The organism is Streptomyces sp. MST-110588, from assembly GCF_022695595.1.
Taxonomy (GTDB): Bacteria; Actinomycetota; Actinomycetes; order Streptomycetales; family Streptomycetaceae; genus Streptomyces.
In genome coordinates this window covers 2006972-2032984 of record NZ_CP074380.1, presented here as the reverse complement: position 1 = coordinate 2032984, position 26013 = coordinate 2006972, and the positions used below count along the sequence as shown (strand labels likewise).

The following is a 26013-nucleotide window of genomic DNA, read 5'->3' as shown; positions in this document are numbered from 1 at the left end:
CGCACGACAACTCAGGCGTAACGGTTCAGCACCTCCGTCGGCGGTGTCCCGGCCCGCGGGCCCGGGGCCGATCGTCTTCCCGCCCCGGGCCTTGTACGCTCCCGACCATGGATGACGTCGCGGTCGGCCCCCTGGATCTCGCGGCCCGTGTGGACGCCGCGCTCGCCGTCCAGGCGCTGGCCTTCGGCCTCACCGACGAGGAGATCGGGGTGCGCCGGCACATCGTGCTGCGGCACCTGGCCTGCCCCGGCGCGCGGGCGCTGGGCGCCACCACCCCGGCCGGCCGCCTCGTCGGCTTCGTCTACGGCATGCCCAACAGCCGTACGCACTGGTGGTCCACGGTCGTGGAGCCGTACCTGCGCGCCCGGCAGCTCGACCACTGGCTCGACGACTCCTTCGTGATCACCGAGCTGCACGTCCACCCCGCCTACCAGAACCGCCGCATCGGCCGCTCACTGATCACCCGCATCACGGACGAGGCGAGCGAGCCGCGCAGCATCCTGTCCGCCATCGACACCGACAGCCCGGCCCGCGCCCTGTACCGCTCGCTGGGCTACCGGGACATCGCCCGCCGCGTCCTGTTCCCCAGCGCGCCCGCCCCGTACGCGGTGATGGGCGCGCCGCTGCCGCTCAAGCGCGGCTGACGGGCCCTGGCGAGCCCCGGCCAGGGCCGGCGGGGGCGGTGGAGGGCGGCTGCCGGGCGGCGCCGACCGGGCGGGTGCCGTAACGCATTTCCGTGCGCCGGACCCTGGCGGCTAACCTCCTGGGAGTTACCTTTCCGACGCAGGAGAATCACCATGGCCCAGGTCCAGCGCATGTCCCGGTTGATGATCAAGACGCTGCGCGACGACCCGGCCGACGCCGAGACCGCCAGCCACAAGCTGCTCGTACGCGCCGGGTACGTCCGCCGCAACTCCGCGGGCATCTGGACCTGGCTGCCGCTGGGCAAGAAGGTCCTGGAGAACGTCTCGCGCGTCGTGCGGGAGGAGATGGACGCCATCGGAGGCCAGGAGGTCCTGCTGCCCGCCCTGCTGCCCAAGGAGCCCTACGAGGCCAGCGGGCGCTGGGAGGAGTACGGCGAGCTGCTCTTCCGCCTGAAGGACCGCAAGGGCGCCGACTACCTCCTCGGCCCCACCCACGAGGAGATCTTCACCCTCACGGTCAAGGACCAGTGCACGTCCTACAAGGACCTGCCGGTGATCCTCTACCAGATCCAGACCAAGTACCGCGACGAGGCCCGCCCCCGTTCCGGTGTGCTGCGCGGCCGTGAGTTCCAGATGAAGGACTCCTACAGCTTCGACACCACCGACGAGGGCCTGGCGGAGTCCTACCGTCTGCACCGCGAGGCGTACACCCGCATCTTCGAGCGCCTGGGCCTGGACTACCGCATCGTCTCCGCCGTCTCCGGCGCCATGGGCGGCTCCGCCTCCGAGGAGTTCCTGGCCCCCGCCGCGGCCGGCGAGGACACCTTCGTGGACTGCCCGGCCTGCGACTACGCGGCGAACACCGAGGCCGTCACGGTCAAGGTCGAGCCCGTCGACGGCTCGGCGCACGGCCCGGTCGAGGAGCTGGACACCCCCGACACCCCCACCATCGAGACCCTCGCCGAGCACCTGGGCGTCCCGGCCTCCGCGACCCTGAAGAACCTGCTGGTCAAGGTGGACGGCGAGATCGTCGCCGTGGGCGTCCCCGGCGACCGCGAGGTGGACCTCGGCAAGCTGGGCGAGCACCTGGCCCCGGCCACCGTCGAACTGGTCACCGCCGAGGACTTCACCGACCGCCCCGACCTCGTACGCGGCTACGTCGGCCCGCAGGGTCTGGCAGGGGAGGCCTTCCGGTACATCGCCGACCCCCGTGTCGCCGCCGGCACCGCCTGGATCACCGGCGCCAACAAGCCCGGCAAGCACGCGAAGAACGTGGTGGCCGGCCGTGACTTCGAGGTGGACCAGTACCTGGACGTGGTCGTGGTCGAGCCCGGCGACCCCTGCCCCAAGTGCGGCACCGGCCTGCGCATCGACCGCGCCATCGAGATCGGCCACATCTTCCAGCTCGGCCGCAAGTACGCGGACGCCTTCGAGCTGGACGTGCTGGGCCAGAACGGCAAGCCGGTCCGGGTCACGATGGGCTCCTACGGCATCGGCGTCTCCCGCGCGGTGGCCGCCCTGGCCGAGCAGACCGCCGACGAGTCCGGCCTGTGCTGGCCCCGCGAGGTCGCCCCGGCGGACGTCCACGTGGTCGCGGCGGGCAAGGCCAAGCAGACCGAGCTGGCCCTGGAGGTCGGCGAGAAGCTCGGCGCCGCGGGCCTGCGGGTCCTGGTCGACGACCGGGCCGGGGTCTCGCCCGGGGTGAAGTTCACCGACGCCGAGCTGCTGGGCGTCCCCACCATCCTGGTCGCCGGCCGCCGCGCGGGCGAGGGCGTGGTGGAGCTGAAGGACCGGCGTACGGGCGAGCGCGAGGAGCTGACGGTCGAGGAGGCCGTGGCCCGGCTGAGCGCCTGAAGCACCGGGCCGGTCCGGCGGCGGTACGCGCCGGGCCGCTGAACCGCGTACGGGGTACGGGGTACGGGGTACGGGGCGAACCTCTCGCCACGTACCCCGTACGCCTTTCGCCCCCGTACCCCTACGACTTCCGCTGCGTACCCCTACGCCTTCGAGGAGCCGGCTCCGAGAGCACGGTCCCGGCGCCCGGCTTCAGAGCCAGGTGGCGAACTCCAGGAGCAGTTCGCCGCGCTGGCGGTCGCCCACGGCCAGCTCCCGGGCGCCCGTCTCCACCGCCCGGCACAGCGACCAGCCGCGCAGCCGGTCGCGGTCCACGTCCAGGGAGTCGGCCAGCCGGGCCACCCGGCGGCGGGCCGCCGAGGCCGCGCCGGAGCCCGCGGCCAGGTCCTCGACCCGGTCCAGCACCAGCCCGGCCAGGTCGTACGCCCGCTCGCCGACCACCGGCGCGGGCCCGACCGCCAGCCACGGCGCGCGCTCCCCGGACAGCACCTTGCCCTGCCGGAAGGCGCCGTGCAGCAGCAGTTCCTCGGGAGCCTGCGCGGGCAGCGCGCGGCGCAGCTCCAGCGCCTCCTCCAGCAGCGGCCCGGCGGCCCCGGCCAGGGCCCCGACGGTACGCAGCGACTCGACGGCCTCCTCCGTACGGCCCGCCAGCGTCGGGAAACAGTGCCCCGGAGCCGGGGCGACCCACAGCCGCCGTACCGTCCCGGCCGCCTCCAGCACCGCCTTGGCCTCGGGCAGCGAGCGCAGCGAGACCGCGCCGCGCAGCCGCTCCAGCAGCAGCGCCCCGCCGTCGTCGGCGGCGCGCAGCAGCCGTACCGCGCCCCAGCCGTCCCAGTGCGCCAGCGCCGCGCTCTCGTGCGCCCGCGCCTCTCCGGGGGCCGGGAACTTCAGCGTGGCCGGCGTCCCGTCCTGCTGCCGCACCAGCGCCACCAGGCTGCTCCGGCCGCCCGGCACCAGCACCCGTTCCAGCGTCAGCTCCCACTGCGTCAACTGCCGCCGCACCAGTTCCGGCAGCGCCTCCAGCCAGCCGCGCGCCGGGCCGTCCGGGTCCGCGCTCAGCGAGCTGACCAGCCTCTGCGGCGGTTCGATGGGTGCCGTTGCCATGCTTGAGCTGTCCCTTTCCTGGGCTTATGGGCCACTTCGGCCGGTTCCCGGGGTGGTGCCGGGGGCGTTCTCGGACTCCTGCCCGTCCCTGCGCCACCTGGACCCGGCGCGCCCTCAGACTCCGTCCGCGGGGGCGCGCGCGGGTGCCGACGGCGCGTTCGCCGTGGCGCGTTCCGCGAGCCCAGGGAAGGCTACGCCGCTGCCGCGCCAGCGCACCGCGCGCACCGCGGCCTCGCGCAGCGCCCCGCCGCCTCCCGGCGCCGCGACCCGCCGGCGGCCCGTACGAGGTCGGCGTAGACGGCGGCCACCCGGTCCTCCAGTTCGGCGGCCAGCCGCACCGCGGCGGCGGCGTCGGGCACCGGGAAGGGCAGCGCGTAGGCGGGCGCCGCCGGGCGCGGGGCGGCACCCAGGTCGCGTACGGCGCGGCGCAGCCCGTCCCGCCGCGCGCGGTGGGCGTCGTACGCCTGTCGGGCCTCCTTGCGCCGGTCCGCACCGACGCGCCCGCCGACCACGCCGTAGCCGTACACGGCCGCGTGCTCGCCCTCCAGCGCGGCCTGGAGTGCGCGCAGTTCGGGGCTGTCCCCGCTCGCCGCGCTCCCGGTGCCGGCCGTGCGCAGGCGGGCCGCCTCGGTACGGGCCGCATCGGTACGGGCCGCCTCCGTACGGGCCGCCTCCGTACGGGTTGCCGCGGCGCGAACCCTCCCCGTACGGGGCACCCCCAGGTCCTCCCCCGCCCCTGCACGGGCGGTCCCCCTGCGGGCCGCGTCCGTACCACGGCTGTCACTGCCCGGTGTCCTCATCCCGCTGTTCCTCTCGTGCCCCGCCCCACCACTGTCACCGCGGCCTCCTCCGCCGCCGTCACCGGCCCTGAATCCGGTCCCGGTTCCGGTGCCGGTGCCGCTCCCAGTCCCAGTCCCGGTTCCGGCCGGCTCACGTGCCGCCCTCCGTCAGGAGATAGGCGTGTGCGGCACCGGCCGCGGCGACCGAGGCCAGCAGCCGGGCCAGTTCCGCGGGTGCGTCGGCGAGCGCCGCGGTGCGGGCGTCGGCGGTGCGGCGCTCCGCGTCGGCGAGGGCCGCCCGCGCCTGCCGCTCGTCCCGGGGCACCTCGGGCGTCCGCGAGGGGCCCGCGGAGGCCGTTGCGCCCACAGAGCCCGTCGAGCCCGCCGAACCCGCCGAGTCCGTCGGGCCCGCCGAGGGAGTCTTCGAAGGCCCCCCGCCCGTACCGCTCCCCGCCGTACCGCCCGGACGCCCGGAAGGCGTCGCGGACGGCCCGCCGGGCGGCACGGCCGCGCCGAACGCCTCGGCGTGCCGGGCGACTTCGGCGCGCAGCGGGCGCAGCCGGTCGCCGAGCGCGGGGTGCGCGGCCAGCGTCGCGTCATACCGGGCCAGCAGCGCCGCACTGTCCCGCGCGGCGCGCTCGCGCAGCCGTCCGGCCGCCGCGACGCGTCCGGTGCCGCCGTCGTGCCGCCGCTCGCCGGCGTCCTCGGAGCAGCCCGAGATCAGAGCCGTCCCGCCGAGCGCGGCGCCGGCCAGCAAGGTCCTCCTGCGCGTGAGCGCCACGTTCCGCACGTATCTCTTCCCGGGGTCTTCGCCAGTGATCACCGCAGGCGAGCGTATCCGTGCCCGGCCACCGAATCGTCAGTACCCCGCCGGAACAGATAGGCTTTGACCCGACACGCGACCTTCCCACAACAGCACACGCGGCCGAGGAGTCACCCGGATGAGCACCACCCAGAGCGAGAGGCTGCGCGGACTGCTTGAACCGCTGGTCGCCGCGCGAGACCTGGATCTGGAAGAGATCGAGGTGACGCCCGCCGGGAAGCGGCGTGTGCTGAGGATCGTGGTCGACTCCGACGACGGCGTGCAGCTCGACGAGTGCGCCGAGCTGAGCCGTGAGGCGTCCAAGGTCCTGGACGACTCCGACGCCATGGGCGGAGCCCCGTACACCCTTGAGGTCACCTCTCCCGGCGCCGACCGGCCGCTGACCGAGCCGCGGCACTACCGCCGCGCCGTCGGCCGCCTGATCAAGGCGCGGCTCCACGACGGCGGCGAGCTGGTGGCGCGGATTCTCGCGTTCGACGGCGCGGAACTCGATCTTGAGGTGCCGGGCGTCAAGGGCCGCAGGCCCACCGCCCGCAGGCTCGCGCTCTCCGAGATCGCCAAGGCGCGGGTGGAGATCGAGTTCAACCGCAAGCAGGACAAGAAGCACGAGGCGGAGGCCGGGGAGCGCCCCGCCGGACGTGCCGGTGAGACCGGGCACGACACGAACGACGAGAGCCAGGAGGAGGCGTAACCGTGGACATCGACATGAGTGCCCTGCGGGGTTTGGTACGGGAGAAGGAAATCTCGTTCGACCTGCTGGTCGGGGCCATCGAGTCGGCCCTCCTCATCGCCTACCACCGCACCGAGGGCAGCCGCCGTCAGGCGCGGGTGGAGCTGGACCGCGAGAGCGGACATGTGACGGTGTGGGCCAAGGAGGACCCGTCCGACCTCGAAGAGGGCGCCGAGCCCCGCGAGTTCGACGACACGCCGTCCGGCTTCGGCCGGATCGCGGCGACCACCGCCAAGCAGGTCATCCTGCAGCGGCTGCGGGACGCCGAGGAGGAGATCACCTTCGGCGAGTACGCCGGGCGTGAGGGCGACGTCGTCACCGGCGTCGTACAGCAGGGCCGCGACCCGAAGAACGTCCTGGTCGACATCGGCAAGCTGGAGGCCATCCTGCCGGTGCAGGAGCAGGTCCCCGGCGAGGACTACAAGCACGGCACGCGGCTGCGCTCGTACGTCGTACGGGTGGTCAAGGGCGTGCGCGGCCCGTCCGTGACCCTCTCGCGCACCCACCCGAACCTGGTGAAGAAGCTCTTCGCCATGGAGGTCCCGGAGATCGCGGACGGCTCGGTGGAGATCGCGGCGATCGCCCGCGAGGCCGGCCACCGCACCAAGATCGCCGTACGGTCCACCCGGTCCGGCCTGAACGCCAAGGGCGCCTGCATCGGCCCGATGGGCGGCCGGGTCCGCGCGGTGATGGCCGAGCTGCACGGCGAGAAGATCGACATCGTGGACTGGTCGGACGACCCGGCCGAGCTGGTGGCGCACGCGCTGTCACCGGCGCGGGTGAGCAAGGTGGAGGTCGTGGACCTGGCGGCCCGCTCCGCACGGGTGACCGTGCCCGACTACCAGCTCTCGCTGGCCATCGGCAAGGAAGGGCAGAACGCCCGGCTCGCGGCCCGGCTCACGGGCTGGCGGATCGACATCCGTCCGGACACCGAGCAGCCGTCCGATCAGTCTTGACCGAAAACGATCGGGACTGACCGAGATTGATCTGGATTGGTCGTAAGCAACCGAGCTGATCATCCAGACCGTCAGTGACCACCCGTGACGGGTGTGACCGGACGGGAACAACGAGCAGCCGCTCGCCCTTACCCATTAGGGATGAGGTCGGCGCGGGGAGGTAGACTTAACCAGTGTCTGGCCGGACGCATGCCCGCGCATGCCCTGAGCGAACCTGTGTGGGGTGCCGGGAGCGAGCGGCCAAGGGCGATTTGCTGCGCATCGTGGCGATCGAGGGCGAGTGTGCCCCCGATCCTCGCGGTACGCTGCCCGGCCGGGGTGCTTACGTGCACCCGACACTGGTCTGTCTCGACCTGGCGGTCCGCCGCCGGGCGTTCCCCGGGCCTTCCGGGGCCGGGGACCGTTCGACACGGCGGGTCTGCGCCGGTTCGTCGAACGGGACGCTCGTCGATCAAGCACCACTTGATCGGGCACCACCGCTGAAGAGCACGGCAAGAAAGCACAGCGCACGGAAAACCGTGCGGTCAGGTACCTCGCGAGTCGGAAGTAGGTCGAGATTGCGATGAGCACTCGATGAGTACGCGATGAGTACGCCCATGAAGTAGCGACGGTCCGGTGGACAACCCGGACCTAGAAGGAGCGAAGTGGCTAAGGTCCGGGTTTACGAACTCGCCAAGGAGTTCGGTGTGGAGAGCAAGGTCGTCATGGCCAAGCTCCAAGAACTTGGTGAATTCGTCCGTTCGGCGTCCTCGACGATCGAGGCGCCGGTTGTTCGCAAGCTGACCGACGCTTTCCAGGCAGGCAACGGCAACGGCCGTGCCGCCGGCAAGCCCTCGGCGCCGCGCAAGGCGGCACCGTCCCCGCGAAGCCGTCCGCGCCCTCCCCGGCGCAGGCCGGCGGCCCCGCCCGTGCCGCCAAGGCAGCGGGCGAGCGCCCCGCCGCCCCGAAGCCGGGCGCCCCCAAGCCGGGCCCCGCGCCGGTGGCCCCGGCGCCCCCGAGGCGCCGCAGGCCCCCGAGGCACCCAAGAGCAGCACCCCCTCCGCGGTCCCGGCTCCGGGCCCGCGCCCCACGCCCGGCCCCAAGGCCCCGGCGCCCAAGCCCGCTCCGGCCGCCCCCGCGCAGCCCGAGTTCCAGGCTCCGCCGTCGGCCCCGGCCGCGCCCCGTTCCGGTGCCACCCCCGGCCCGCGTCCGGGCCGTCCGGCCTCCGGCGGCCAGGGCCAGGGCGGCCAGGGCCGCGGCAACGCGCCGCGTCCCGGCGGTGAGCGCCAGGGTGCCCCGCGCCCCGGCGGCAACCGTCCCGCCGGCCCCCGTCCGGGCAACAACCCCTTCACCTCCAGCGGCTCCACCGGCATGGCCCGTCCGCAGGCCCCCGGCCCGGCGGCGCGCCGCGCCCCGGTGGCCAGGGTGGTCCCGGCCCGCGTCCGCAGGGCGCCGGCCAGGGCGGTCCCGGTCCCCGTCCGCAGGCTCCCGGCGGCAACCGTCCCACTCCGGGCGGCATGCCCCGTCCGCAGGGCGCGGGCCAGGGCGGTCCCCGTCCCGGCGGTAACCGTCCCAACCCGGGCATGATGCCCAAGAGCCCGGCCGCGGGTCCGCGTCCGGGTCCGGGCGGCGGTCGCGGTCCGGGCGGCGCGGGCCGTCCCGGCGGCGGTGCCGGTCGTCCCGGTGGCGGCGGCTTCGCCGGCCGTCCCGGCGGTGGCGGCGGTCGTCCCGGTGGTGGCGGCGGCTTCGCCGGCCGTCCCGGTGGCGGTGGCCCCGGCGGCGGTGGCGGCGGCTTCGGCGGCCGTCCCGGTTTCGGCGGCCGTCCGGGCGGTCCCGGTGGCCGTGGCGGTACGCAGGGCGCCTTCGGCCGTCCCGGCGGCCCGGCGCGCCGTGGCCGCAAGTCCAAGCGCCAGCGGCGCCAGGAGTACGAGGCCATGCAGGCCCCGTCGGTGGGCGGCGTCATGCTGCCGCGCGGCAACGGCCAGACGGTCCGGCTGTCGCGTGGTGCCTCGCTGACGGACTTCGCGGAGAAGATCAACGCCAACCCGGCGTCGCTCGTCCAGGTCATGCTGAACCTGGGTGAGATGGTCACCGCGACGCAGTCGGTCTCCGACGAGACGCTGGAGCTGCTCGGCCAGGAGATGAACTACACCGTCGAGATCGTCAGCCCGGAGGAGGAGGACCGCGAGCTGCTGGAGTCCTTCGACATCGACTTCGGCGAGAACGAGGGCGGCGAGGAGATGCTCGTCGCGCGTCCGCCGGTGGTGACCGTCATGGGTCACGTCGACCACGGTAAGACGCGACTGCTGGACGCCATCCGCAAGACCAACGTGGTGGCGGGCGAGGCCGGCGGCATCACCCAGCACATCGGCGCGTACCAGGTCTCCACCCAGGTCAACGACGAAGAGCGCAGGATCACCTTCATCGACACCCCGGGTCACGAGGCGTTCACCGCCATGCGTGCCCGTGGTGCCAAGTCGACCGACATCGCGATCCTCGTGGTGGCGGCCAACGACGGTGTGATGCCGCAGACGATCGAGGCGCTGAACCACGCCAAGGCGGCCGACGTGCCGATCGTGGTCGCGGTCAACAAGATCGACGTCGAGGGCGCGGACCCGACCAAGGTGCGCGGCCAGCTCACCGAGTTCGGCCTGGTGGCCGAGGAATACGGCGGCGACACGATGTTCGTCGACATCTCCGCCCGCCAGGGTCTGAACATCGACCAGCTCCTTGAGGCCGTGATCCTGACCGCGGACGCCTCGCTCGACCTGCGCGCCAACGCGGAGCAGGACGCGCAGGGCATCGCGATCGAGGCCCACCTCGACCGTGGCCGCGGCGCCGTGGCCACCGTGCTCGTCCAGCGCGGCACCCTGCGCGTCGGTGACACGATGGTCGCCGGTGACGCGTACGGCCGGGTCCGGGCGATGCTCGACGACAAGGGCAACAACGTCGAGGAAGCGGGTCCCTCGACCCCCGTCCTGGTCCTGGGTCTGACCAACGTCCCGGGCGCCGGCGACAACTTCCTGGTCGTCGACGAGGACCGTACGGCCCGTCAGATCGCCGAGAAGCGTGCCGCCCGTGAGCGCAACGCCGCGTTCGCCAAGCGCACCCGCCGGGTGTCCCTGGAGGACCTGGACAAGGTGCTCAAGGCCGGCGAGGTGCAGCAGCTCAACCTCATCATCAAGGGCGACGCGTCCGGTTCGGTGGAGGCCCTGGAGTCCTCGCTGCTCCAGCTCGACGTCGGCGAGGAGGTCGACATCCGCGTGCTGCACCGCGGCGTGGGTGCGGTCACCGAGTCCGACATCAACCTGGCGTCCGGCTCCGACGCGATCGTCATCGGCTTCAACGTGCGCGCCGAGGGGCGTGCCACGCAGATGGCCGAGCGCGAGGGCGTCGACGTCCGGTACTACTCGGTCATCTACCAGGCGATCGAGGAGATCGAGGCGGCCCTCAAGGGCATGCTCAAGCCGGAGTACGAGGAGGTGGAGCTGGGCACCGCGGAGATCCGCGAGGTCTTCCGCTCCTCCAAGCTCGGCAACATCGCGGGTGTCCTCATCCGCTCCGGCGAGGTCAAGCGCAACACCAAGGCGCGCCTCATCCGCGACGGCAAGGTCGTCGCGGAGGACCTCACCATCGCCGGTCTGCGTCGCTTCAAGGACGACGTCACCGAGATCCGCGAGGGCTTCGAGGGTGGTATCAACCTCGGGAACTTCAACGACATCAAGGTCGACGACGTCATCGCGACGTACGAGATGCGCGAGAAGCCGCGCGGCTGACGCGCTCAGCCAGGTCGGGCCGCACCACGGCCCGGCCGCGGCCTGATCGGGTCGCAAGCGTCCGGGGCCGGTCGGCGGATCATATTTCCGTCGATCGGCCCCGGCCGTTGCGTGTACGGTTCAAAAGGCATGTACACCGCATGCGCAGCCAAGGCCCCCCGGGTGGCTTTACCCGTCATATATGTACGTAGGGACACTGTCCTTCGACCTGCTCCTCGGCGACGTACGGTCGCTGAAGGAGAAGCGTTCCGTCGTCCGCCCGATCGTCGCCGAGCTGCACCGCAAGTACGCGGTGAGCGTGGCGGAGGTCGGGGAACAGGATCTCTACCGCAGGGCCGTCATCGGCCTGGCGGCGGTGTCCGGGGACGCCGGACACCTCACCGACATCCTGGACCGCTGCGAGCGCCTGGTCGCCGCACGTCCGGAGGTGGAGCTGCTGTCGGTACGGCGGCGGTTCCACGGCGATGACGACGACTGAGCGCGTCGCCGCCGCCAAGAGCACAATTGTGGAAGACAAGAAGGAGACGGACCAGTGGCCGACAATGCGCGGGCGAAGAAGCTGGCGGACCTCATCCGGGAGGTGGTCGCTCAAAAGCTGCAGCGCGGTGTCAAGGACCCGCGGCTGGGCACGCACGTGACCATCACGGACACCCGTGTCACCGGCGACCTGCGGGAGGCGACGGTCTTCTACACGGTCTACGGCGACGACGAGGACCGGGCGAACGCGGCAGCCGGGCTGGAGAGCGCCAAGGGCGTACTGCGCTCGGCGGTCGGGGCGGCGGCGGGCGTGAAGTTCACCCCCACCCTGACCTTCGTGGCGGACGCCCTGCCGGAGAACGCCAAGACCATCGAGGACCTGCTCGACCGGGCACGGGCCTCGGACGCCAAGGTGCGCGAGGTGTCCTCGGGCGCGACGTACGCCGGGGACGCGGACCCGTACCGCAAGCCCGGTGACGCCGCCGAGGACGGCGACGGTGCCGACAAGGGGACCGCCGCGGAATGAAGGGCAAGAACACCCGTGCGAAGCGCCCGGAGGCGCGCCGCGCAGGGGGGACGCCGGACGGCCTGGTCATCGTCGACAAGCCGTCCGGCTTCACTTCGCACGACGTCGTGGCCAAGACCCGCGGCATGGCCCGCACCCGCCGGGTCGGGCACGCCGGCACGCTCGACCCGATGGCGACCGGCGTCCTGGTCCTGGGCATCGAGCGGGCCACCAAGCTGCTGGGCCACCTCGCGCTGACGGAGAAGGAGTACGTCGGCACGATCCGGCTCGGGCAGCAGAGCGTCACCGACGACGCCGAGGGCGAGATCACCGCGTCCCGGGCGGCGCACGGCATCGCCCGGGAGGCCGTCGACGCGGGCGTCGCGGAGCTGACCGGCGCGATCATGCAGGTGCCGTCCAAGGTCAGCGCCATCAAGATCGACGGCAAGCGGTCGTACTCCCGGGTACGGGACGGCGAGGACGTGGAGATCCCGGCCCGGCCGGTCACCGTCTCCTCGTTCGTGGTGCACTCGGTGCACGAGACCGAGGCCGAGGACGGCACCCCCGTCACGGACCTGCTGGTCTCCGTGGAGTGCTCCTCCGGTACCTACATCCGCGCGCTCGCCCGCGACCTGGGCGCGGCGCTCGGCGTCGGCGGGCACCTGACCGCGCTGCGGCGCACCCGCGTGGGCCCGTACAAGCTCGACCAGGCCCGCACACTGGAGGACTTGCAGGCCGCCGTCGACGACGAGGCGGGCGGCGGGCTGCCGGTCATGCCCATCGGGGAGGCGGCGAGCGCGGCCTTCACCCGCTGGGAGGTGACCGCGGACCAGGCGCGGCTGCTGATGAACGGGGCGCGGGTCCCGATGCCGCTGTTCGAAGGCGGCGGGCCGGTCGCGGCCTTCGGGCCGGACGGGACGTTCCTGGCGCTGCTGGAGAACCAGGGCGGCAGGGCCAAGAGCCTGGCCGTCTTCGCGCCGTAACGGCCCCTGAGGTTCGCCGGGTCCCTCGGACACACCGTGGAGCGCGGGCCCTCCGCCCCGGAGGAGCCCGCGTTCCACGATCCCCCTCGTTGCCCCCTGGTCTGTCTCTATCCGTTCGAAGCCCTGGATTCACCCCATCGGGCAGGCGCTCGGAGTGAACCACGGGCGCGGACGGGGGCGCTTTCGCCCCGCGGCCCGTCCGGGAGGGACACGGTCAGGTGCTGTACACAACACGGGACGGGGCCACCCTTCGCGCGAACCCGTCCTGACGGCATGGCACTCTTAGACCTGCGTACGGCCGGAATGGCGCAATGGGCGCAATGGACAGACAAGAGTTCGGGCGAGGAGCGGGCACAGTGCAGCGCTGGCGTGGCTTGGAGGACATCCCCGAGGGCTGGGGGCGCAGCGTCGTCACCATCGGCTCCTACGACGGCGTGCACCGCGGGCACCAACTGATCATCGGCAAGGCGGTGGAGCGCGCCCGCGAGCTGGGCATACCGGCCGTGGTCGTCACCTTCGACCCGCATCCCAGCGAGGTCGTACGGCCCGGCACCCACCCGCCGCTGCTCGCCCCGCACCACCGGCGCGCGGAGCTGATGGCCGACCTCGGCGTGGACGCCGTACTGATCCTCCCCTTCACCAAGGAGTTCTCCCGGCTGGAGCCGGCCGACTTCGTGGTCAAGGCGCTGGTGGACAAGCTGCACGCCAAGGTCGTCGTGGAGGGCCCCAACTTCCGCTTCGGGCACCGGGCGGCGGGCACCGTGGAGACCCTGGCCGAACTGGGCAGGACCTACGACTACGAGGTCGAGGTGATCGACCTGTACGAGTCCGGCCGGGCGGGCGGCGGCGAGCCGTTCTCCTCCACGCTGACCCGGCGGCTGGTCGCCGACGGTGACGTGGCGGGCGCCATGGAGGTGCTCGGCCGGCCGCACCGGGTCGAGGGCGTGGTCGTACGAGGCGCACAGCGCGGCCGGGAGCTGGGCTTCCCGACGGCGAACGTGGAGACCCTGCCGCACACCGCGATCCCGGCCGACGGTGTGTACGCGGGCCGGCTGCACGTCAACGGCGAGGCGATGCCCGCGGCGATCTCCGTCGGCACCAACCCGCAGTTCGACGGCAAGAGCCGTACGGTCGAGGCGTATGCCGTCGACCGCGTCGGCCTGGACCTGTATGGACTGCACGTGGCCGTGGAGTTCGTCACCCGGCTGCGCGGACAGGAGACGTTCGAGACGCTGGACGGGCTGCTGGAGCAGATGGCGGACGACGTGAAGCGGACCCGCGAACTGATCGGCCCGGCCGGGAGCTGACCGGCCGGCCCGGAAAGCCGGAGGAGCACAACGGGAAGGGCCCGGCACCTAGGTGCCGGGCCCTTCCCGTTGTGCTCACCGCCGCCGTGCGCTCACTGCGGCGGAGGCTGCTGCTGCCAGCCCGGGTGGAGGCCCGGCTGCTCCGGCTGGGCAGGGGCGTCCGGAGCGGGCGGCTGCTGCCAGTTGGCCGGCGGCTGCTGGGCGGGCTGCTGGGTCCAGCCGCCCTGCTGCGGCGGGTAGCCGACGGGCGGCTGCCCCTGCTGGCCGGGCTGTCCGTACGGGCCCTGTGCGCCGTCCTGCCCCGGCTGCTGCGGATAGGGCTGCTGCTGCGGGTACGGCTGGGCGTACGGGCCGGCCGGCGCCTGGCCCTGGCCCGGGACCTGGCCCTGAGCCTGGACCTGCGGGGCCCCCTGCTGCGGCTGCGCCGCGTTCGGGTCGCCGGACCATGCGCCCTGTGCCTGCTGCGTACGGGAGAAGTCCTCGGCCACCAGGGCGGAGAGGTTGAAGTACGCCTCGCGCGTCTTGGGCCGCATCATGTCCAGGTCCACCTCGGCACCGGCGGCCAGGTGCTCGTCGAACGGCACCACCACCACGCCGCGGCAGCGGGTCTCGAAGTGCGACACGATGTCGTCGATCTTGATCATCTTGCCGGTCTCGCGGACCCCGGAGATGACGGTGATACCGCGCTGCACCAGGTCGGCGTAGCCGTGCGCGGAGAGCCAGTCCAGGGTCGTACTGGCGCTGCTCGCGCCGTCCACGGACGGGGTGGAGATGATGATCAACTGGTCGGCGAGGTCCAGCACGCCGCGCATCGCGCTGTACAGGAGGCCGGTGCCCGAGTCGGTGAGGATGATCGGGTACTGGTTCCCCAGGACGTCGATGGCGCGGCGGTAGTCCTCGTCGTTGAAGGTCGTGGAGACCGCCGGGTCCACGTCGTTGGCCAGGATCTCCAGGCCGGAGGGCGCCTGCGAGGTGAACCGGCGGATGTCCATGTAGCTGTGCAGGTGCGGGATCGCCTGCACCAGGTCACGGATGGTCGCACCGGTCTCCCGGCGCACCCGGCGGCCGAGCGTGCCGGCGTCCGGGTTGGCGTCGATCGCCAGGATCTTGTCCTGCCGCTCCGAGGCCAGCGTCGCGCCCAGGGCCGTGGTCGTCGTGGTCTTGCCGACGCCGCCCTTGAGGCTGATGACCGCGATCCGGTAGCACGACATCACGGGCGTACGGATCAGCTCCAGCTTGCGCTGGCGCTCCGCCTCCTCCTTCTTGGCACCCAGCTTGAAGCGGGAGGGCTGGGCGTTGGCGCCCGGCTTGCGCTTCTTGGGTTGGTTGCGCAGCAGCCGGTCCGAGGTCAGCTCCACGGCGGCGCTGTAGCCCAGCGGCGCGCCGGGGGCGGCCCGCTGCTGTTGCTGCGGCTGACCCGGCTGCGAGTACGACGCGTAGTTCGCGGCGTGGGGGTCACCGGGCTGCACCGGCAGGGGGGCGGGCGCCTGAGGGGCGAACTGCTGGGGCTGCTGCGGCTGTTGAGCCTGCTGGGGAAGCGGCTGGGCGGCGGCCTGTGGCTGGGGCTGCTGCTGGGCCTGATGTGCCTGCTGGGCCTGTTGCTGGGCCTGCTGCGGCGGCATCTGCTGCCCCTGCTGGGGCTGTTGTGCCTGCTGGGCCTGCGCTGCGTGCTGTTGTCCGTACGCGTCCTGCTGGCCGTACGCGTGGTGCTGCCCGTATGCGTCCTGCGGGGCGGCCGGGTGGGCGGCGTTCGGTACGCCCTGCTGCGGGTAGCCCTGGACGGGCTGCTGCGGGGCGTTGTCGTAGCCCTGCGGGTAGCCGTACGCGGGCTGCGGGCCGGAGTTGGGGTAGGCCGCCGCCTCCGGGCCGGGCGCCTGCTGCGGCACCGGAGCGCCGCCCTGTGCGGGCTGCTGCGGATAGCCGTACGCGGGCTGGGGGTAGCCGTAACCGGCCTGAGCGGGGGCGGGCTGCTGGGGCTGCGGGGCGACCTGGGGCTGCTGCGGGGCGTAACCGCCGTGCTGCGGCGCGGGCGGGGCCTGCTGCGGCATCGCCTGCGGCTGGCCGGCCTGCGCCGGGTACGGCTGCTGGCCCTGCGGGGAGGGGAAGCCCTGCTGCCCGTACGGGGCCTGCTGCCCGTACTGGTCCTGCGGCTGCGGTTGTTGCTGCTGAGGCGCCTGGGCCACCTGCGGGTCCGCCGGCTGGAACTCCGGCGGCAGCGGCGGAAGTCCCTCGGGCATGGGCGCGGCCTGCTGCTGCCCGGCGGCGGCCCAAGGCGAGCCCTGCTGCGGCGTACCGGCCTGGGGCTGCTGGGCCTGCTGAGGCTGCTGCTCCGCTTGGGGCTGCTGGGCCTGTTGCGGCTGGGCGGGCGGCTGCTGCTGAGGGGCCTGCGGCGCGGCGGCAGGCGCACCGGCCTCGGCGCCGGGCGCACCGGCCTCGGGCAGGGGAGGCGCGGGCGCGGCGGGCGGCGCCGCCACGGGCTCGGCGGCCGGAGCGGCGGTACCGCCGGCCTCCGCCTGCGGTTCGGCCACCGGGGCGGGCGCGGAGGTCCCGTCCGCGGGCGCCGGTGCGGAGGTGGGCGCCGGTTCGGGCTCGGAGTCGTCGTCGTCCCACAGCGAGGCCGACGGGTCGACCCCCGTGCCCGTACGGACGTTGCCGGCGTCCGCGGATCCGGCCGCGGCGTCCGAGGGGCCGGACCCGGCTTCGGACGGCGCGGCTTCGGCCGGCGCGGACTCGGGCGGTGTGGTCCCGGCTCCGGCGGCTGTCTCCTGTTCCGGGGCGGCGGGCGTCGCCGCGTTCTGCGCCGGAGCGGCGCCGGCGTCCGTACCGCCGTCGCTGGGCCGCAGCGTCGGGAATCCGGGCGGCGCGACGCCATCGGCGGGAGCGGGAGCGGGAGCGGGTGCCGCGGGGACCGGAGCGCCCGGAGCGCCCGGAGCGCCCGGAGCCGCGGTCACCGGCGCGGGCGCGCCCTGCGGGGCCTCCGGGGCGCCCTGTACGGGCGCGGCGCCCAACGGAGCGCCTGTGGGCGGCGGGGCGGACGAGGTGGCGGGAGCGGGTGCGGGAGACGCAGGGGGAGTGGAGGCGGCGGGACCGGCGGGCGGCGCCGCGGCGCTCGCGCCCGAGCCACCACCGTTGGTGTCGCTGCTCGTGTACCAGGCCGGCGCAGCGAAGTCGATCTTGAACTCGCCGGTCAGGTCGAACTCGGACTGGTCGTCGTCAGGATCGTTCCCGTCCGGGCGGAAAGCCTCCCGCTCGTTCACTGTGCCTCCTGGTGTACTGAAACGCACCTGAACGGCAGGACCGGATACAGGCGGATCAATCGGATGTAGCGGACGTCGGAACACACCACCCCGGGTTGGCCCAACACTTAACTCTCTCCATCCCCGTATCGGCAGCCGTCCAGTGTGCTCCTGCGGCTCTCCGTACAGCCTAATCAAGAGACGGCCTCAAACGGCAGCCGATGTCATGTCGTCATCAAAGGTCTCTCGACGCACCAACGGGCGCACCCCCGGGGGTGCGCCCGTAGCGTAAACGGCCCGCGGCCGTTCCCCGGCGTCGGCCCGCGACAGGGCCGTGACGGCCCGGTGGTGTCAGTCCATCCGTCGCGCGGCGCCCAGCAGGCCGGTCTCCGCCTCGGTGGGCTGGGTCATCACGAACTGGTGGTTGTCGCGCGTGCACCAGAGCATCGCGTTGTCGCTGAGGGTCGGCAGCACCCCGCCGACCTGCGGCGGCAGATGCATGATGCGGGTGACGACCTCGGCCTCCTCCGGAGAGAGCCGCTGCAGGCCCACCAGGTCCGCCCGGGCCAGCATCTGCGGCGAGCGAGGCCCCAGGAAGGGGAGCACGGTCAGGACGGACTGCCAGGGGCTGGGTGCCAACTGGTTGCGCGGCGGGCGCGCGCCCATGTCCCGGACCACCAGAACCGGGCTGGACACCGACGGTCCCTGCGGCGCGATCTGCCGTACGTCATGCACCGAGACGCACTGCTGGCCACCGCCCGCGGCCTGCGCCATCTGGGCCCAGGCCGGCGGCCGGGCGGTCTCCACCGCGACCCGCGCGCCGGTGGCGACCGTACGCAGCGCCAGCACCTGGGCCATCCACATGCTGCCGACCAACACCACTTCCAGGGGGTTGGGCCGCAGCAGGCTCAGCACCGCCGGCTGGTTCTCCGGGTCGATGCCGATGATCACGCCGTCGTCACCGACCGGCAGCGTCAGGGCGGCCAGGGACTCGGTGGTCAGGACGTGCGGGCTGCGCCGGGGCCGCGCAGGCCGAAGCCGGGCTGCGGCTTGGGGCCGGCCGGCGCCGCCTGGCGCTCGTCCGGCCGGGGCTCGTGGGAGAGCCGCCGTCCGCCGCCGGCCGCCGGGCCGCCGATGGGGGGATTGCGCCAGCCGTTGCCGCCCTGGTCGGTGCGGGGCTGGTAGGTGGGCGTGGCCATCAGCGGGTACCTCCGAGGGGGAGCGTGGCCAGGAGGCCGGGCAACTGCTCACGGTCCAGTCGTACGAGCCCGACCTTCACGGAGCCGGAACGGCGCTCCAACTCCCCTTGCGCCGCGTCCAGTTCGTTCTCGCTGCGGGTGGAGAGCCGGACGTAACCGGAGATCGCCGGGGCGCGTCCGCCGCCGTGCGAGGCGGTCAGCGCGAAGGTGGAGGCCATCGCCGGGGTGCTGGTCAGGAGCTGGGCGATGCCGGACAGCGGCGTGCCGCCCTGGCCGAGTTGGGGCCAGCGGCCGATCCAGTACGTGGAGTGCCAGCGGTCGTCGCAGCGTACGGCCCGGATCGTCTCCTGGGTACGGCGGGCGGCCCGCCCGTCCCGGCCCATCGCCCCGTTGGCCGCGCGCGGACTGACGCACACCGCGGTGCCGATCGCGGCCACCACTTCGCGCTCGTCCAGCACCCGGGCGCGCAGCCCGCGGGCGGTGAGCCGGCTGACGAGCTGGTCGGCGGCGCGCAGCAGCGACCGCTGGGCGCCGCCCATGCCGCCGCCGCGTGCCTCGATGGCCTCGGCGCACAGTTCGGGGTCGAGCTTGAGCGCGATCCAGGTGAGCTGGAGGGCCGGGGTGCGGGTCTGTGCCTGGAGAGGGGCGTACGAACGGGCCGCGATGGCCTGCTCGGGCAGGTGCGGCGCCGGCGCGGGCTGGGTGTACTGCACGAACTGGACGGATTCGAGGTGGATGTCCTCGATGTCCAGTGCGGCGTGCAGTGCGTCCAGCGGCAGCGGGTGCCGGCCGCGCTGCGGGCGCAGCGGCTCGTCCCGGGCGTCGATCTGCACCAGGGCCGTCAGAAACGTTCCGTCTCCGACGAAGCCGACGGCCCGCTGCTCGGAGTCGGTGTATTCATACGTGCGCAGCGCCGGGTCGCACTCCACGACCGGCGCGAACGCCGGGTCGACCCCGTTGGTCCCGGCGGCCGACGCACTGCGCTTGGTGCGGCTCTTCATCGCACGGACGGTGGCGATCCACTCGGGAAGCGGCACCCGCCGGCGCCGGCCGAGCCCGAAGACGACCAGGACGACCGCCACCACGCCGGCGACGGACAGCGCGATGGGATTCCGGATCGCCAGGCCCACCAGGACCAGCGCCGCCGCGAGTTCGATGATGGCGAGCTGCTGGACGCGTACGCCGCCGATGCTTCCCGCCTGGGCCCGCAGCCGGGGCGCCACCGGACCGGCCGCCCGGTTCGCCGGATCTCCGCCGCTATTGCCCGCACCGCCGGGCGCCATACCGTTTTGTCCCGCGTTTCCCGTGTTCTGCGGCGGAGCGTAAGGCTGTTGCTGCTGCTGCCGCCCATTGCGGCGTCGAGCCCTGGTGGCGCTGGACATCCCCCGGCCTGCTCCTCTACTGGTGGTGTGGCCTCTAGGCGTGGTGACCGCCGATGAGACTGGTGCGCTGGAAGGTGGCACCCGTACCGTACGGGTCGATCGACACACGGCATAGTAGAGGGCGCTGCGGCGCGAGTGCCGGGTGCGGTCCTTGGTGGATCCGACAGGCGGGGAGAGAAAGCAACAATGGCATCACGTCGGGACGAGCTGAATGCGTATTCGTTCGCGCGAAAGCGGACGACTGCCGCATTTCTGAAGCCGCTGCCGAACGGCTCGATCGAGAGCGCGCCGCGACCGCTGCGGTCGGTGCTGCCGAGCATCGTGCTGGGTGCGGTCGTCCTGGTGGGGTTCGGGGCCTGCGGAATTCTCAAGCCGGTCGCTCCCAAAGGCTGGGACACCCCGGCGCAGAACGTCATCGTCGGCGATGAATCCACCACCCGTTATGTCGTCCTCAACAGCAAGGACGAAAACGGCAAGAATCAAAAACTGCTGCACCCCATCCTGAATCTGGCCTCGGCCAAACTCCTGCTGGACCCCAAGAAGTTCAAGGTCGTCAAGGTCAAGGAATCCGAGCTGGACGGAAAAATTCCGCACGGCCCCGCGATCGGAATTCCCTACGCCCCCGACCGGCTGCCGTCCGCGAAGGAGGCGGAGGCGCCGAAGGTCTGGGCGGTGTGCGTACGGCCGGGCAGCGGCGAGAACAGCAAGGCCCAGCAGGCCGTCTTCGTACTCGGCGGCAAGGACAAGAAGCGGGTCGAGGGCAACGGCAGGCTCGACCTCCACCAGGCGCTGTACGTGCAGGACCCGAAGGGCGTCAAGTACCTGGTGGACCAGAACGGCGTGGCCTTCACCTTCGACGCGACCATGGGCGGAAAGATCCCGCTGTCCGGCGGCAACAAGGAGGCGGCCAACGCCCTGCTGCGCCGCATCATCTTCGGCGACGCCCAGCCCCAGCAGGTCTCGGCGGAGTGGATGAACACCCTCATCAAGAGCCCGGTGCCCATCGGCCTGCCCGCCGTCCCCGACGCGGGCAAACCCAGCACCGCCAAGGGCGTTCCGGCCGGTCACAACACCATCGGCAGCATCCTTCAGACCAGCGACTCCCAGCAGAAGTACGTCGTCCTCAAGGACGGCCTGGAGAAGGTGTCCAACTTCATCGCCAAGCTCCTGCTGGAGGGCCCCAACGCCCAGGCGGTCCAGAAGAGCGACCGCAAGATGGAGGCCATCTCCGTCTCCGCCTCCAGCATCACCCCCAAGACCGACGAGAAGGAACAGCCGGTCCAGTTCATGGGCGCCGACCCGCGTACGGGCGCGGCGCTGCCCTGGCCCAGCGAAGTGGTCTCCATGGCCAACGCCGCCGCGGCCCCGGGCGGGGCCGGGACCGGCCTCGGCTCGCAGAACCGCGCGGACGTCACCTGCAGCGTCTACAAGGGCACCAGCACGGAGTACGCCAACGGCGCCGGCAAGGCGCTCGGGTTCAACAAGGCCGTACCGGACATGGCGACCTGGGTCGGCAAGGACTACCCCGCCCCCATCGCCCCCGGCGCCACCTCCTACGTCACGCCCGGCAGCGGACTGCTCTACCAGCAGGTGACCGCCAATGCCGACAGCGGATCGCTGTTCCTGGTCACGGACACGGGGCTGCGTTACTCGGTGCCCCGTAACAACGACAGCGCCGACAAGGCCGGCAACGCCGAGAAGGAGCAGGACCAGTCGAAATTGCACCTCGGATACGAGAACGTGCGCCCGCCGACGGTCGACAAGGCGTGGTCGCAGTTGCTCTCCGAGGGGCCCGTACTGGATGTCAGCAGCGCCAAGAAGCCGCAGAGTTCCTGAGCCTTCCACAGGGCGCTGCCGGGCCGTCCCCGGCAGCCGATCGTGACCGAAAGAAAGGCTTCTGTCCGTTTCCGCCGAACCGGCTTTCGGCTCCGGACAGTTGGAAGTGACAAGCAATGTTGTGATCCCGTCACAAGCTCCCGCCCCCTGTTGGGAACAGACGTATGGAGTGGCTAAAGTGGCGGAAGGCGTCAACAGGAGATGCCGGCCGTGTACCGCCGTCACCGGCAGCACACGGAACAACGTACGAGTCTCATGGGGGACGTTGACTTATGGCTGGTCAGCAGTTCACAACCACCGAGGAGGAGATGGTCGCGTTCAGCGGCCGTATCTCCTCGGTCAACCAGTCGATCCAGGGTGAGATCGCGCGCCTGAAGACGGTTGTCGACTCCATCACCTCGGGGTGGAAGGGTGCTGCGGCCAGCTCCTACCACCAGCTCCAGAGCCAGGTGAACGACGACGCCAACCGCCTCAACCAGCTTCTGAACGAGATCAAGGAAGCGATCGACGCGACCACGAAGAACTACGTGGCCTCCGAAGAGGAGCAGGCGCAGTCGATGTCCCACGTCTCCGCTTCGGCCTCGCCGTTCGGATGATGGCCGGCGTCGCACCGCGCGACGCGCAGGCCCGCCGTGGCGCCGGCCCACCGGCCGGCAAAGGCACACCGGTCCGCCCGGTGGCCCGCCACGGCACGTGAATCGACCCGACCTCATCAACTCCCCGAGGAGACACCATGTCCGGCCAGATCCTCGTCAATTTCTCGACGATCTCGCAGGCCGCTTCTGACGTTCGCGGAACGGCCAACAACATCCGCTCCCAGCTCGACGACCTGGAGTCCGGCGTCAAGAAGATCGCCGCAAGCTGGGAAGGTGCCGCGCAGGAGGGCTACCAGGCCCGCCAGCGCGAGTGGGACCAGCGCGCCGCGTCGCTCCACTCCACCCTGGAGGCCATCGCCAAGGCGCTGGACACCGCGGCGCAGAACTACCAGAGCACCGAGCAGAAGAACGCCGGTATCTGGGCCGGCTGACCGTCGGCCACAGACGGACGTACAACGGCTGAGCAGCCCCGAAGGCTCGCACAGTGGTGAATGAGGGCGAGCGCGCTGCATCAGTGCGCTCGCCCTCATTCCGTCCACACCCCATCCGCCCGCCGCCCTCCCTTCCTCCTCCCTCCACTCCCTCCCGCCCCCTCCTGGAGAGACACCCCGTGGGATCTCGCGCCCTGAGCCATCGAGCCGGGCCCCGCCTGCGTACGGCGACCGCCCTGGCAGCGGCGACGTGCGCCGTCGGCCTGTCCTGCGCCGCGCCGGCCGCCGCGGACACGAACGTGCCCCTGAACAACGGCCAGTGCACCTTCGGCACCGACGACATCAAAGAGACCCCCTGGTCGCTGCAGCGCCTCCTGACCCGGCAGATGTGGGCGTACGGCGCGGGAAGCGGCGTCAAGGTCGCCGTCATCGACACCGGCGTCGACGCGGGCAACGAACAGATCCGCCCGGCCCTCGGCTCCGAGGGCAAGAGCTACGTCAAGAGCGCGGACAAGAAGACGGCGGCCAAGGCGACCGACGACCAGGTCGGCCACGGCACCAAGGTCGCCGGCATCATCGCCGCCCGCCCCAAGGCCGGCTCCGGCTTCATCGGCATCGCGCCCAAGGCGACCATCCTGCCCTTCCAGCAGACGGACAAGGAGAAGGGCGGCACCGCCGACACCCTCGCCACGGCCATCAAGGACGCGGTGGGCGCCGGGGCCGACATCATCAACATCTCCCAGGGCACCAACGCCAACCCGGTGCTCCTGAAGACCCTCCAGAGCGCGGTCGACTACGCCGAGGAGAAGAACGTCCTGATCGTCGCCTCCGCGGGCAACGGCGGCGCGAGCGGCGAAGAGCAGAACATGTACCCCGCCGCCTTCAAGAACTCCAACGTCATGGCGGTCGCCGCCTCCGACCGCAACAACGAACGCGCCCCCTTCTCCCAGGCCGGCGACTTCGTCGACATCGCCGCCCCCGGCGTCGACATGGTCTCCACGGTCCCCAACGGCGGCAACTGCGTCGACCAGGGCACCAGCTTCGCCGCCCCCTACGCCGCGGGAGCCGCGGCCCTCCTCATCGGCAAGCACAAGGCCGAGCACGACAAGTGGAAGCCCCGCGAAGTCATCTGGCATCTGGAGAAGACCGCGGAGCGCGTACGCAAGGACCGCGACCACAACATCGGCTGGGGCGTGGTGGACCCCGTAGCGGCCCTCAACGACAACACCAAGCCCACCGCCGCACCCACGCCGGACTCCGACGCCAGCTCGGCCGCGAACACCGGCGCCAACATCCAGCCGGCCGTCCTCACTTTGGGTGAAAGCCCCGAGGAACGCCGTGCCCGCATCGCCATCTACATCATCGGTGGCGGCGCCCTAGCCGTCGCCACGGTCGTCGGCACCGCCATCGCCCTGCGCGACTGGCGGCGCAAGACCGGTTTCAGCACACACGGGGAGGCCTAGCATGGCTGATCAGTATCGGGTGGATCTGAGCGCCCTTGACGAGACGGTCAAGAAGCTCAACAGCGTCCTGAAAGACCTTGGCAACGCGCACGCGGACACCAGGTACAAGACGTCGCTGTCCCCCAACGCCCTTGGGGCGGACGCGCCTGGCGCCACCTTCCTCGAGGCTCGTAAGTTGACCAAGGCGCACGAGGTCATGAAGCAGCACATCGAGGAGATCGTCCAGCACCTTCACGAGGTGATGGACAAGTTCGGCAACAAGACGAAGAAGGCGCACGGGCATTACCAGAACCAGGAAGCCGATGTCACCACGAGCATGTCCGGTCAGTGAGGCAGTGGTGACGAGCGGGGCTGAGGTCAGCGTGAAGAGTGGAACAGGGGGACATCGCTCATGACAACAGGTAAGAGCGAGTACGAGTACGAGTTCATGCCGGCGACCATGTGCTACAACGCGAAGCACGAAACGAACTTCGCCGAGATGGACATGGACACCATGAAGGAAATGGTGAAGGCCGCCAACCCCAGCGAGGTGCACAACGTCTCGCGCGGCTGGAAGGACGTCCACACCCAGCTCGTGGGCGGCAGCGGCGGCGGCATCAAGGGCGCCTTCGACGCCGCCGTGAAGGCGGTGATGGAGCACTGGGAGGGCGAGGCCGCCCAGAAGTTCAAGGCCGAGGCCGACAAGATCAGCAAGAAGATCTTCGACGGCGCGTCCTACGCGGATTACACCTCACAGGCGATGGGCAACGCGGCGACCGTCCTCGAACAGCTGAAGCCTGACATCGAGTCGATGGAAAAGCCGAGCGATGCGAACAGCTTCATCAATTCCCTTCAGGACGGCTTCGACCGCGATGACTCGGGGCTCAAGGACGACCTGAAGAACAAGAACCTGTCGACCCAGGACGCGCTGGACAGGAACGCCGACAGCCTGTCGGCGGGTAAAGAACAGCAGCTCCGCATGGCTGTGAAGATGGAGCAGCTTGGGGCGGCTTACGCGAGCCAGGCTAAGGCGATGGGGTCGTGGAATCGTCGCATGAAGCCGCACGGCGATAGCGACGAGTACCCGGGGTCTCCCGGTGGCACCCCGCCGCCGTCCGTGCACCTCCCGATGCCTGGTGGTTCGGGAAGCCCGAAGCCGGGAGGTGGGCCCTCTCTCAAGCCCATGGGCAAGGGTCCGGGCTTCTCCTCCGGTGGTCTTCAGACACCCAAGATGCCCAAGACTCCGGGCATCAGCGGCGGTATCGGTTCGACGCACCCAACGCCTGGGAGCAAGTGGACGCCGCCCAAGGTCGACACTGGCCTGGACCACTTCGATCCGAGCAAGGTAGGTCCCAAAGGCCCGGGTACGCTGCCGCACGGCCCTGGGCTGCCCGGTGGTGGCGGTGGCGGGGATGGTCGTTTCCCGTCCGGCGCCGGGCTTCCGCACGGTCCGGGCGGCCTTCCCGGCCCCTTGAACAGCGGTCCCAAGAACCGCGGAACCATCCCGGGCACGCGTATGCCCAATGGGACGCCTGGCGGCAAGGGCGTACCGGGTGGTGGTCCGGGCGGCAGCTCGCCAGGCGGACGTCCCGGTGCCCCCGGTATGGGCGGCGGCGCCGGTGCCGGCCGAGGAGCAGGTGCCAAGGGCGCGGCCGGTCGCGGTGGCGCGCTGGCTCGCCAGAAGGGCGGCGTTGTCGGTACGTCCGGCGGCAAGACCGGTGGCGGGGCGCAGGGCGGTTCCGGTCTGCACCGCAGCCGTGGTGGAGCGCAGGCCGGCACCGCCGGGGGCAACCGTCGCCCGGCCGGCATGCCCGGTGCACCTGGAGCACACGGCGGTAAGGGCAAGGAGAAGGGGCCGAACGGCGAGCGTCCCGACTACCTTGTGGAAGACGAGGAGACCTGGACGCCGCAGCGTAATGTGGCCCCTCGGGTCATCGAGTAGGGACCAGTCAGCCAAGTAATCGGCGGATCGAG

Annotated in this window: 20 protein-coding genes and 3 pseudogenes; 16 read left to right on the top strand and 7 right to left on the bottom strand. The window is 72.0% G+C overall.

From position 1 onward, the window contains the following. Positions 1-107 precede the first annotated feature (107 nt). On the top strand, positions 108-644 hold the full coding sequence (locus tag KGS77_RS08820) for a GNAT family N-acetyltransferase (protein ID WP_242580080.1): 537 nt from the start codon (positions 108-110) through the stop codon (positions 642-644). Between the two features lie 153 nt (positions 645-797). Continuing rightward, the gene (locus KGS77_RS08815; protein ID WP_242580078.1) at positions 798-2498 is read left to right on the top strand and encodes a proline--tRNA ligase; all 1701 of its coding nucleotides are present in this window, start codon (positions 798-800) and stop codon (positions 2496-2498) included. Positions 2499-2690: 192 nt separating this feature from the next. Here the strand turns inward: KGS77_RS08815 and KGS77_RS08810 are convergent, their stop codons facing one another. The 3 genes and pseudogenes from KGS77_RS08810 to KGS77_RS08800 all read right to left on the bottom strand — a co-directional run bounded on the left by KGS77_RS08810 (position 2691) and on the right by KGS77_RS08800 (position 5162). Beyond that, complete coding sequence (locus KGS77_RS08810; RefSeq protein ID WP_242580075.1) at positions 2691-3602, bottom strand: aminoglycoside phosphotransferase family protein; 912 nt, start codon at positions 3600-3602, stop codon at positions 2691-2693. Positions 3603-3716: 114 nt separating this feature from the next. Beyond that, a pseudogene (locus KGS77_RS08805) lies at positions 3717-4219 on the bottom strand (DUF4439 domain-containing protein). 313 nt (positions 4220-4532) lie between these two features. Beyond that, positions 4533-5162 carry a hypothetical protein gene (locus KGS77_RS08800; RefSeq protein WP_242580073.1) on the bottom strand — a complete coding sequence of 210 codons (630 nt, stop codon included), beginning with the start codon at positions 5160-5162 and terminating at the stop codon, positions 4533-4535. 160 nt (positions 5163-5322) lie between these two features. Here KGS77_RS08800 and rimP point away from each other — a divergent pair, with 160 nt between their 5' ends. From rimP to KGS77_RS08750, 8 genes and pseudogenes are all read left to right on the top strand, one after another. Continuing rightward, positions 5323-5895 (top strand): ribosome maturation factor RimP, encoded by a 573-nt coding sequence (rimP, locus tag KGS77_RS08795; protein ID WP_242580071.1) that lies wholly within the window; start codon positions 5323-5325, stop codon positions 5893-5895. A 2-nt stretch (positions 5896-5897) separates the two neighbouring features. Further along, entirely contained in the window at positions 5898-6890 is a 993-nt protein-coding gene (nusA, locus tag KGS77_RS08790; RefSeq protein ID WP_242580069.1) for a transcription termination factor NusA, read from the top strand. Positions 6891-7063: 173 nt separating this feature from the next. Further along, a pseudogene (locus KGS77_RS08785) lies at positions 7064-7356 on the top strand (YlxR family protein). A 178-nt stretch (positions 7357-7534) separates the two neighbouring features. Further along, a pseudogene (infB, locus tag KGS77_RS34950) lies at positions 7535-10645 on the top strand (translation initiation factor IF-2). Positions 10646-10826: 181 nt separating this feature from the next. After that, on the top strand, positions 10827-11123 hold the full coding sequence (locus KGS77_RS08765; RefSeq protein ID WP_242580064.1) for a DUF503 domain-containing protein: 297 nt from the start codon (positions 10827-10829) through the stop codon (positions 11121-11123). 54 nt (positions 11124-11177) lie between these two features. Next, entirely contained in the window at positions 11178-11648 is a 471-nt protein-coding gene (rbfA, locus tag KGS77_RS08760; RefSeq protein ID WP_242580063.1) for a 30S ribosome-binding factor RbfA, read from the top strand. Next, positions 11645-12610, top strand: a complete 966-nt coding sequence (gene truB, locus KGS77_RS08755; RefSeq protein ID WP_242580061.1) for a tRNA pseudouridine(55) synthase TruB — start codon at positions 11645-11647, stop codon at positions 12608-12610. The genes rbfA and truB overlap by 4 nt, the downstream gene beginning before the upstream one ends. Before the next feature lie 356 nt (positions 12611-12966). Further along, positions 12967-13917: a bifunctional riboflavin kinase/FAD synthetase gene (locus tag KGS77_RS08750; protein ID WP_242580059.1), complete on the top strand. Its 951-nt coding sequence runs from the start codon at positions 12967-12969 to the stop codon at positions 13915-13917. Positions 13918-14009: 92 nt separating this feature from the next. Here KGS77_RS08750 and KGS77_RS08745 read toward each other — a convergent pair whose 3' ends face one another. The 4 genes from KGS77_RS08745 to eccE form a co-directional block, all read right to left on the bottom strand. Next, positions 14010-17174: an SCO5717 family growth-regulating ATPase gene (locus tag KGS77_RS08745; RefSeq protein ID WP_242580058.1), complete on the bottom strand. Its 3165-nt coding sequence runs from the start codon at positions 17172-17174 to the stop codon at positions 14010-14012. Positions 17175-17504: 330 nt separating this feature from the next. Then, positions 17505-18104 (bottom strand): hypothetical protein, encoded by a 600-nt coding sequence (locus KGS77_RS08740; protein ID WP_347404458.1) that lies wholly within the window; start codon positions 18102-18104, stop codon positions 17505-17507. 47 nt (positions 18105-18151) lie between these two features. Beyond that, positions 18152-18352 carry a hypothetical protein gene (locus KGS77_RS34945; RefSeq protein ID WP_347404457.1) on the bottom strand — a complete coding sequence of 67 codons (201 nt, stop codon included), beginning with the start codon at positions 18350-18352 and terminating at the stop codon, positions 18152-18154. Next, positions 18352-19635 (bottom strand): type VII secretion protein EccE, encoded by a 1284-nt coding sequence (gene eccE, locus KGS77_RS08735; protein WP_242580057.1) that lies wholly within the window; start codon positions 19633-19635, stop codon positions 18352-18354. The genes KGS77_RS34945 and eccE overlap by 1 nt, the downstream gene beginning before the upstream one ends. Before the next feature lie 285 nt (positions 19636-19920). On the opposite strand from eccE, the gene eccB reads away from it, so the two are divergent. The 6 genes from eccB to KGS77_RS08705 all read left to right on the top strand — a co-directional run bounded on the left by eccB (position 19921) and on the right by KGS77_RS08705 (position 25981). Then, positions 19921-21570 (top strand): type VII secretion protein EccB, encoded by a 1650-nt coding sequence (gene eccB, locus KGS77_RS08730; protein ID WP_242580056.1) that lies wholly within the window; start codon positions 19921-19923, stop codon positions 21568-21570. Between the two features lie 272 nt (positions 21571-21842). Continuing rightward, complete coding sequence (locus KGS77_RS08725) at positions 21843-22166, top strand: WXG100 family type VII secretion target (RefSeq protein ID WP_242580055.1); 324 nt, start codon at positions 21843-21845, stop codon at positions 22164-22166. 137 nt (positions 22167-22303) lie between these two features. Continuing rightward, the gene (locus KGS77_RS08720; RefSeq protein ID WP_242580054.1) at positions 22304-22597 is read left to right on the top strand and encodes a WXG100 family type VII secretion target; all 294 of its coding nucleotides are present in this window, start codon (positions 22304-22306) and stop codon (positions 22595-22597) included. Between the two features lie 179 nt (positions 22598-22776). Next, entirely contained in the window at positions 22777-24060 is a 1284-nt protein-coding gene (gene mycP, locus KGS77_RS08715) for a type VII secretion-associated serine protease mycosin (protein WP_242580053.1), read from the top strand. 1 nt (position 24061) lies between these two features. After that, positions 24062-24391: a hypothetical protein gene (locus KGS77_RS08710; protein WP_242580051.1), complete on the top strand. Its 330-nt coding sequence runs from the start codon at positions 24062-24064 to the stop codon at positions 24389-24391. Positions 24392-24451: 60 nt separating this feature from the next. After that, complete coding sequence (locus tag KGS77_RS08705) at positions 24452-25981, top strand: hypothetical protein (RefSeq protein ID WP_242587841.1); 1530 nt, start codon at positions 24452-24454, stop codon at positions 25979-25981. Positions 25982-26013 lie beyond the last annotated feature (32 nt).

What these genes read in the sequence shown, in the direction of transcription:
- KGS77_RS08705 (WP_242587841.1), top strand. Translation starts at nt 24,452, where the DNA reads ATGACAACAGGTAAGAGCGAGTACGAGTACGAGTTCATGCCGGCGACC.
- KGS77_RS08815 (WP_242580078.1), top strand. Translation starts at nt 798, where the DNA reads ATGGCCCAGGTCCAGCGCATGTCCCGGTTGATGATCAAGACGCTGCGC.
- truB (WP_242580061.1), top strand. Translation starts at nt 11,645, where the DNA reads ATGAAGGGCAAGAACACCCGTGCGAAGCGCCCGGAGGCGCGCCGCGCA.
- KGS77_RS08725 (WP_242580055.1), top strand. Translation starts at nt 21,843, where the DNA reads ATGGCTGGTCAGCAGTTCACAACCACCGAGGAGGAGATGGTCGCGTTC.
- eccB (WP_242580056.1), top strand. Translation starts at nt 19,921, where the DNA reads ATGGCATCACGTCGGGACGAGCTGAATGCGTATTCGTTCGCGCGAAAG.
- KGS77_RS08810 (WP_242580075.1), bottom strand. Translation starts at nt 3,602, where the DNA reads ATGGCAACGGCACCCATCGAACCGCCGCAGAGGCTGGTCAGCTCGCTG.
- KGS77_RS08720 (WP_242580054.1), top strand. Translation starts at nt 22,304, where the DNA reads ATGTCCGGCCAGATCCTCGTCAATTTCTCGACGATCTCGCAGGCCGCT.
- KGS77_RS08710 (WP_242580051.1), top strand. Translation starts at nt 24,062, where the DNA reads ATGGCTGATCAGTATCGGGTGGATCTGAGCGCCCTTGACGAGACGGTC.
- KGS77_RS08820 (WP_242580080.1), top strand. Translation starts at nt 108, where the DNA reads ATGGATGACGTCGCGGTCGGCCCCCTGGATCTCGCGGCCCGTGTGGAC.
- KGS77_RS34945 (WP_347404457.1), bottom strand. Translation starts at nt 18,352, where the DNA reads ATGGCCACGCCCACCTACCAGCCCCGCACCGACCAGGGCGGCAACGGC.
- KGS77_RS08765 (WP_242580064.1), top strand. Translation starts at nt 10,827, where the DNA reads ATGTACGTAGGGACACTGTCCTTCGACCTGCTCCTCGGCGACGTACGG.
- eccE (WP_242580057.1), bottom strand. Translation starts at nt 19,635, where the DNA reads ATGGCGCCCGGCGGTGCGGGCAATAGCGGCGGAGATCCGGCGAACCGG.
- rimP (WP_242580071.1), top strand. Translation starts at nt 5,323, where the DNA reads ATGAGCACCACCCAGAGCGAGAGGCTGCGCGGACTGCTTGAACCGCTG.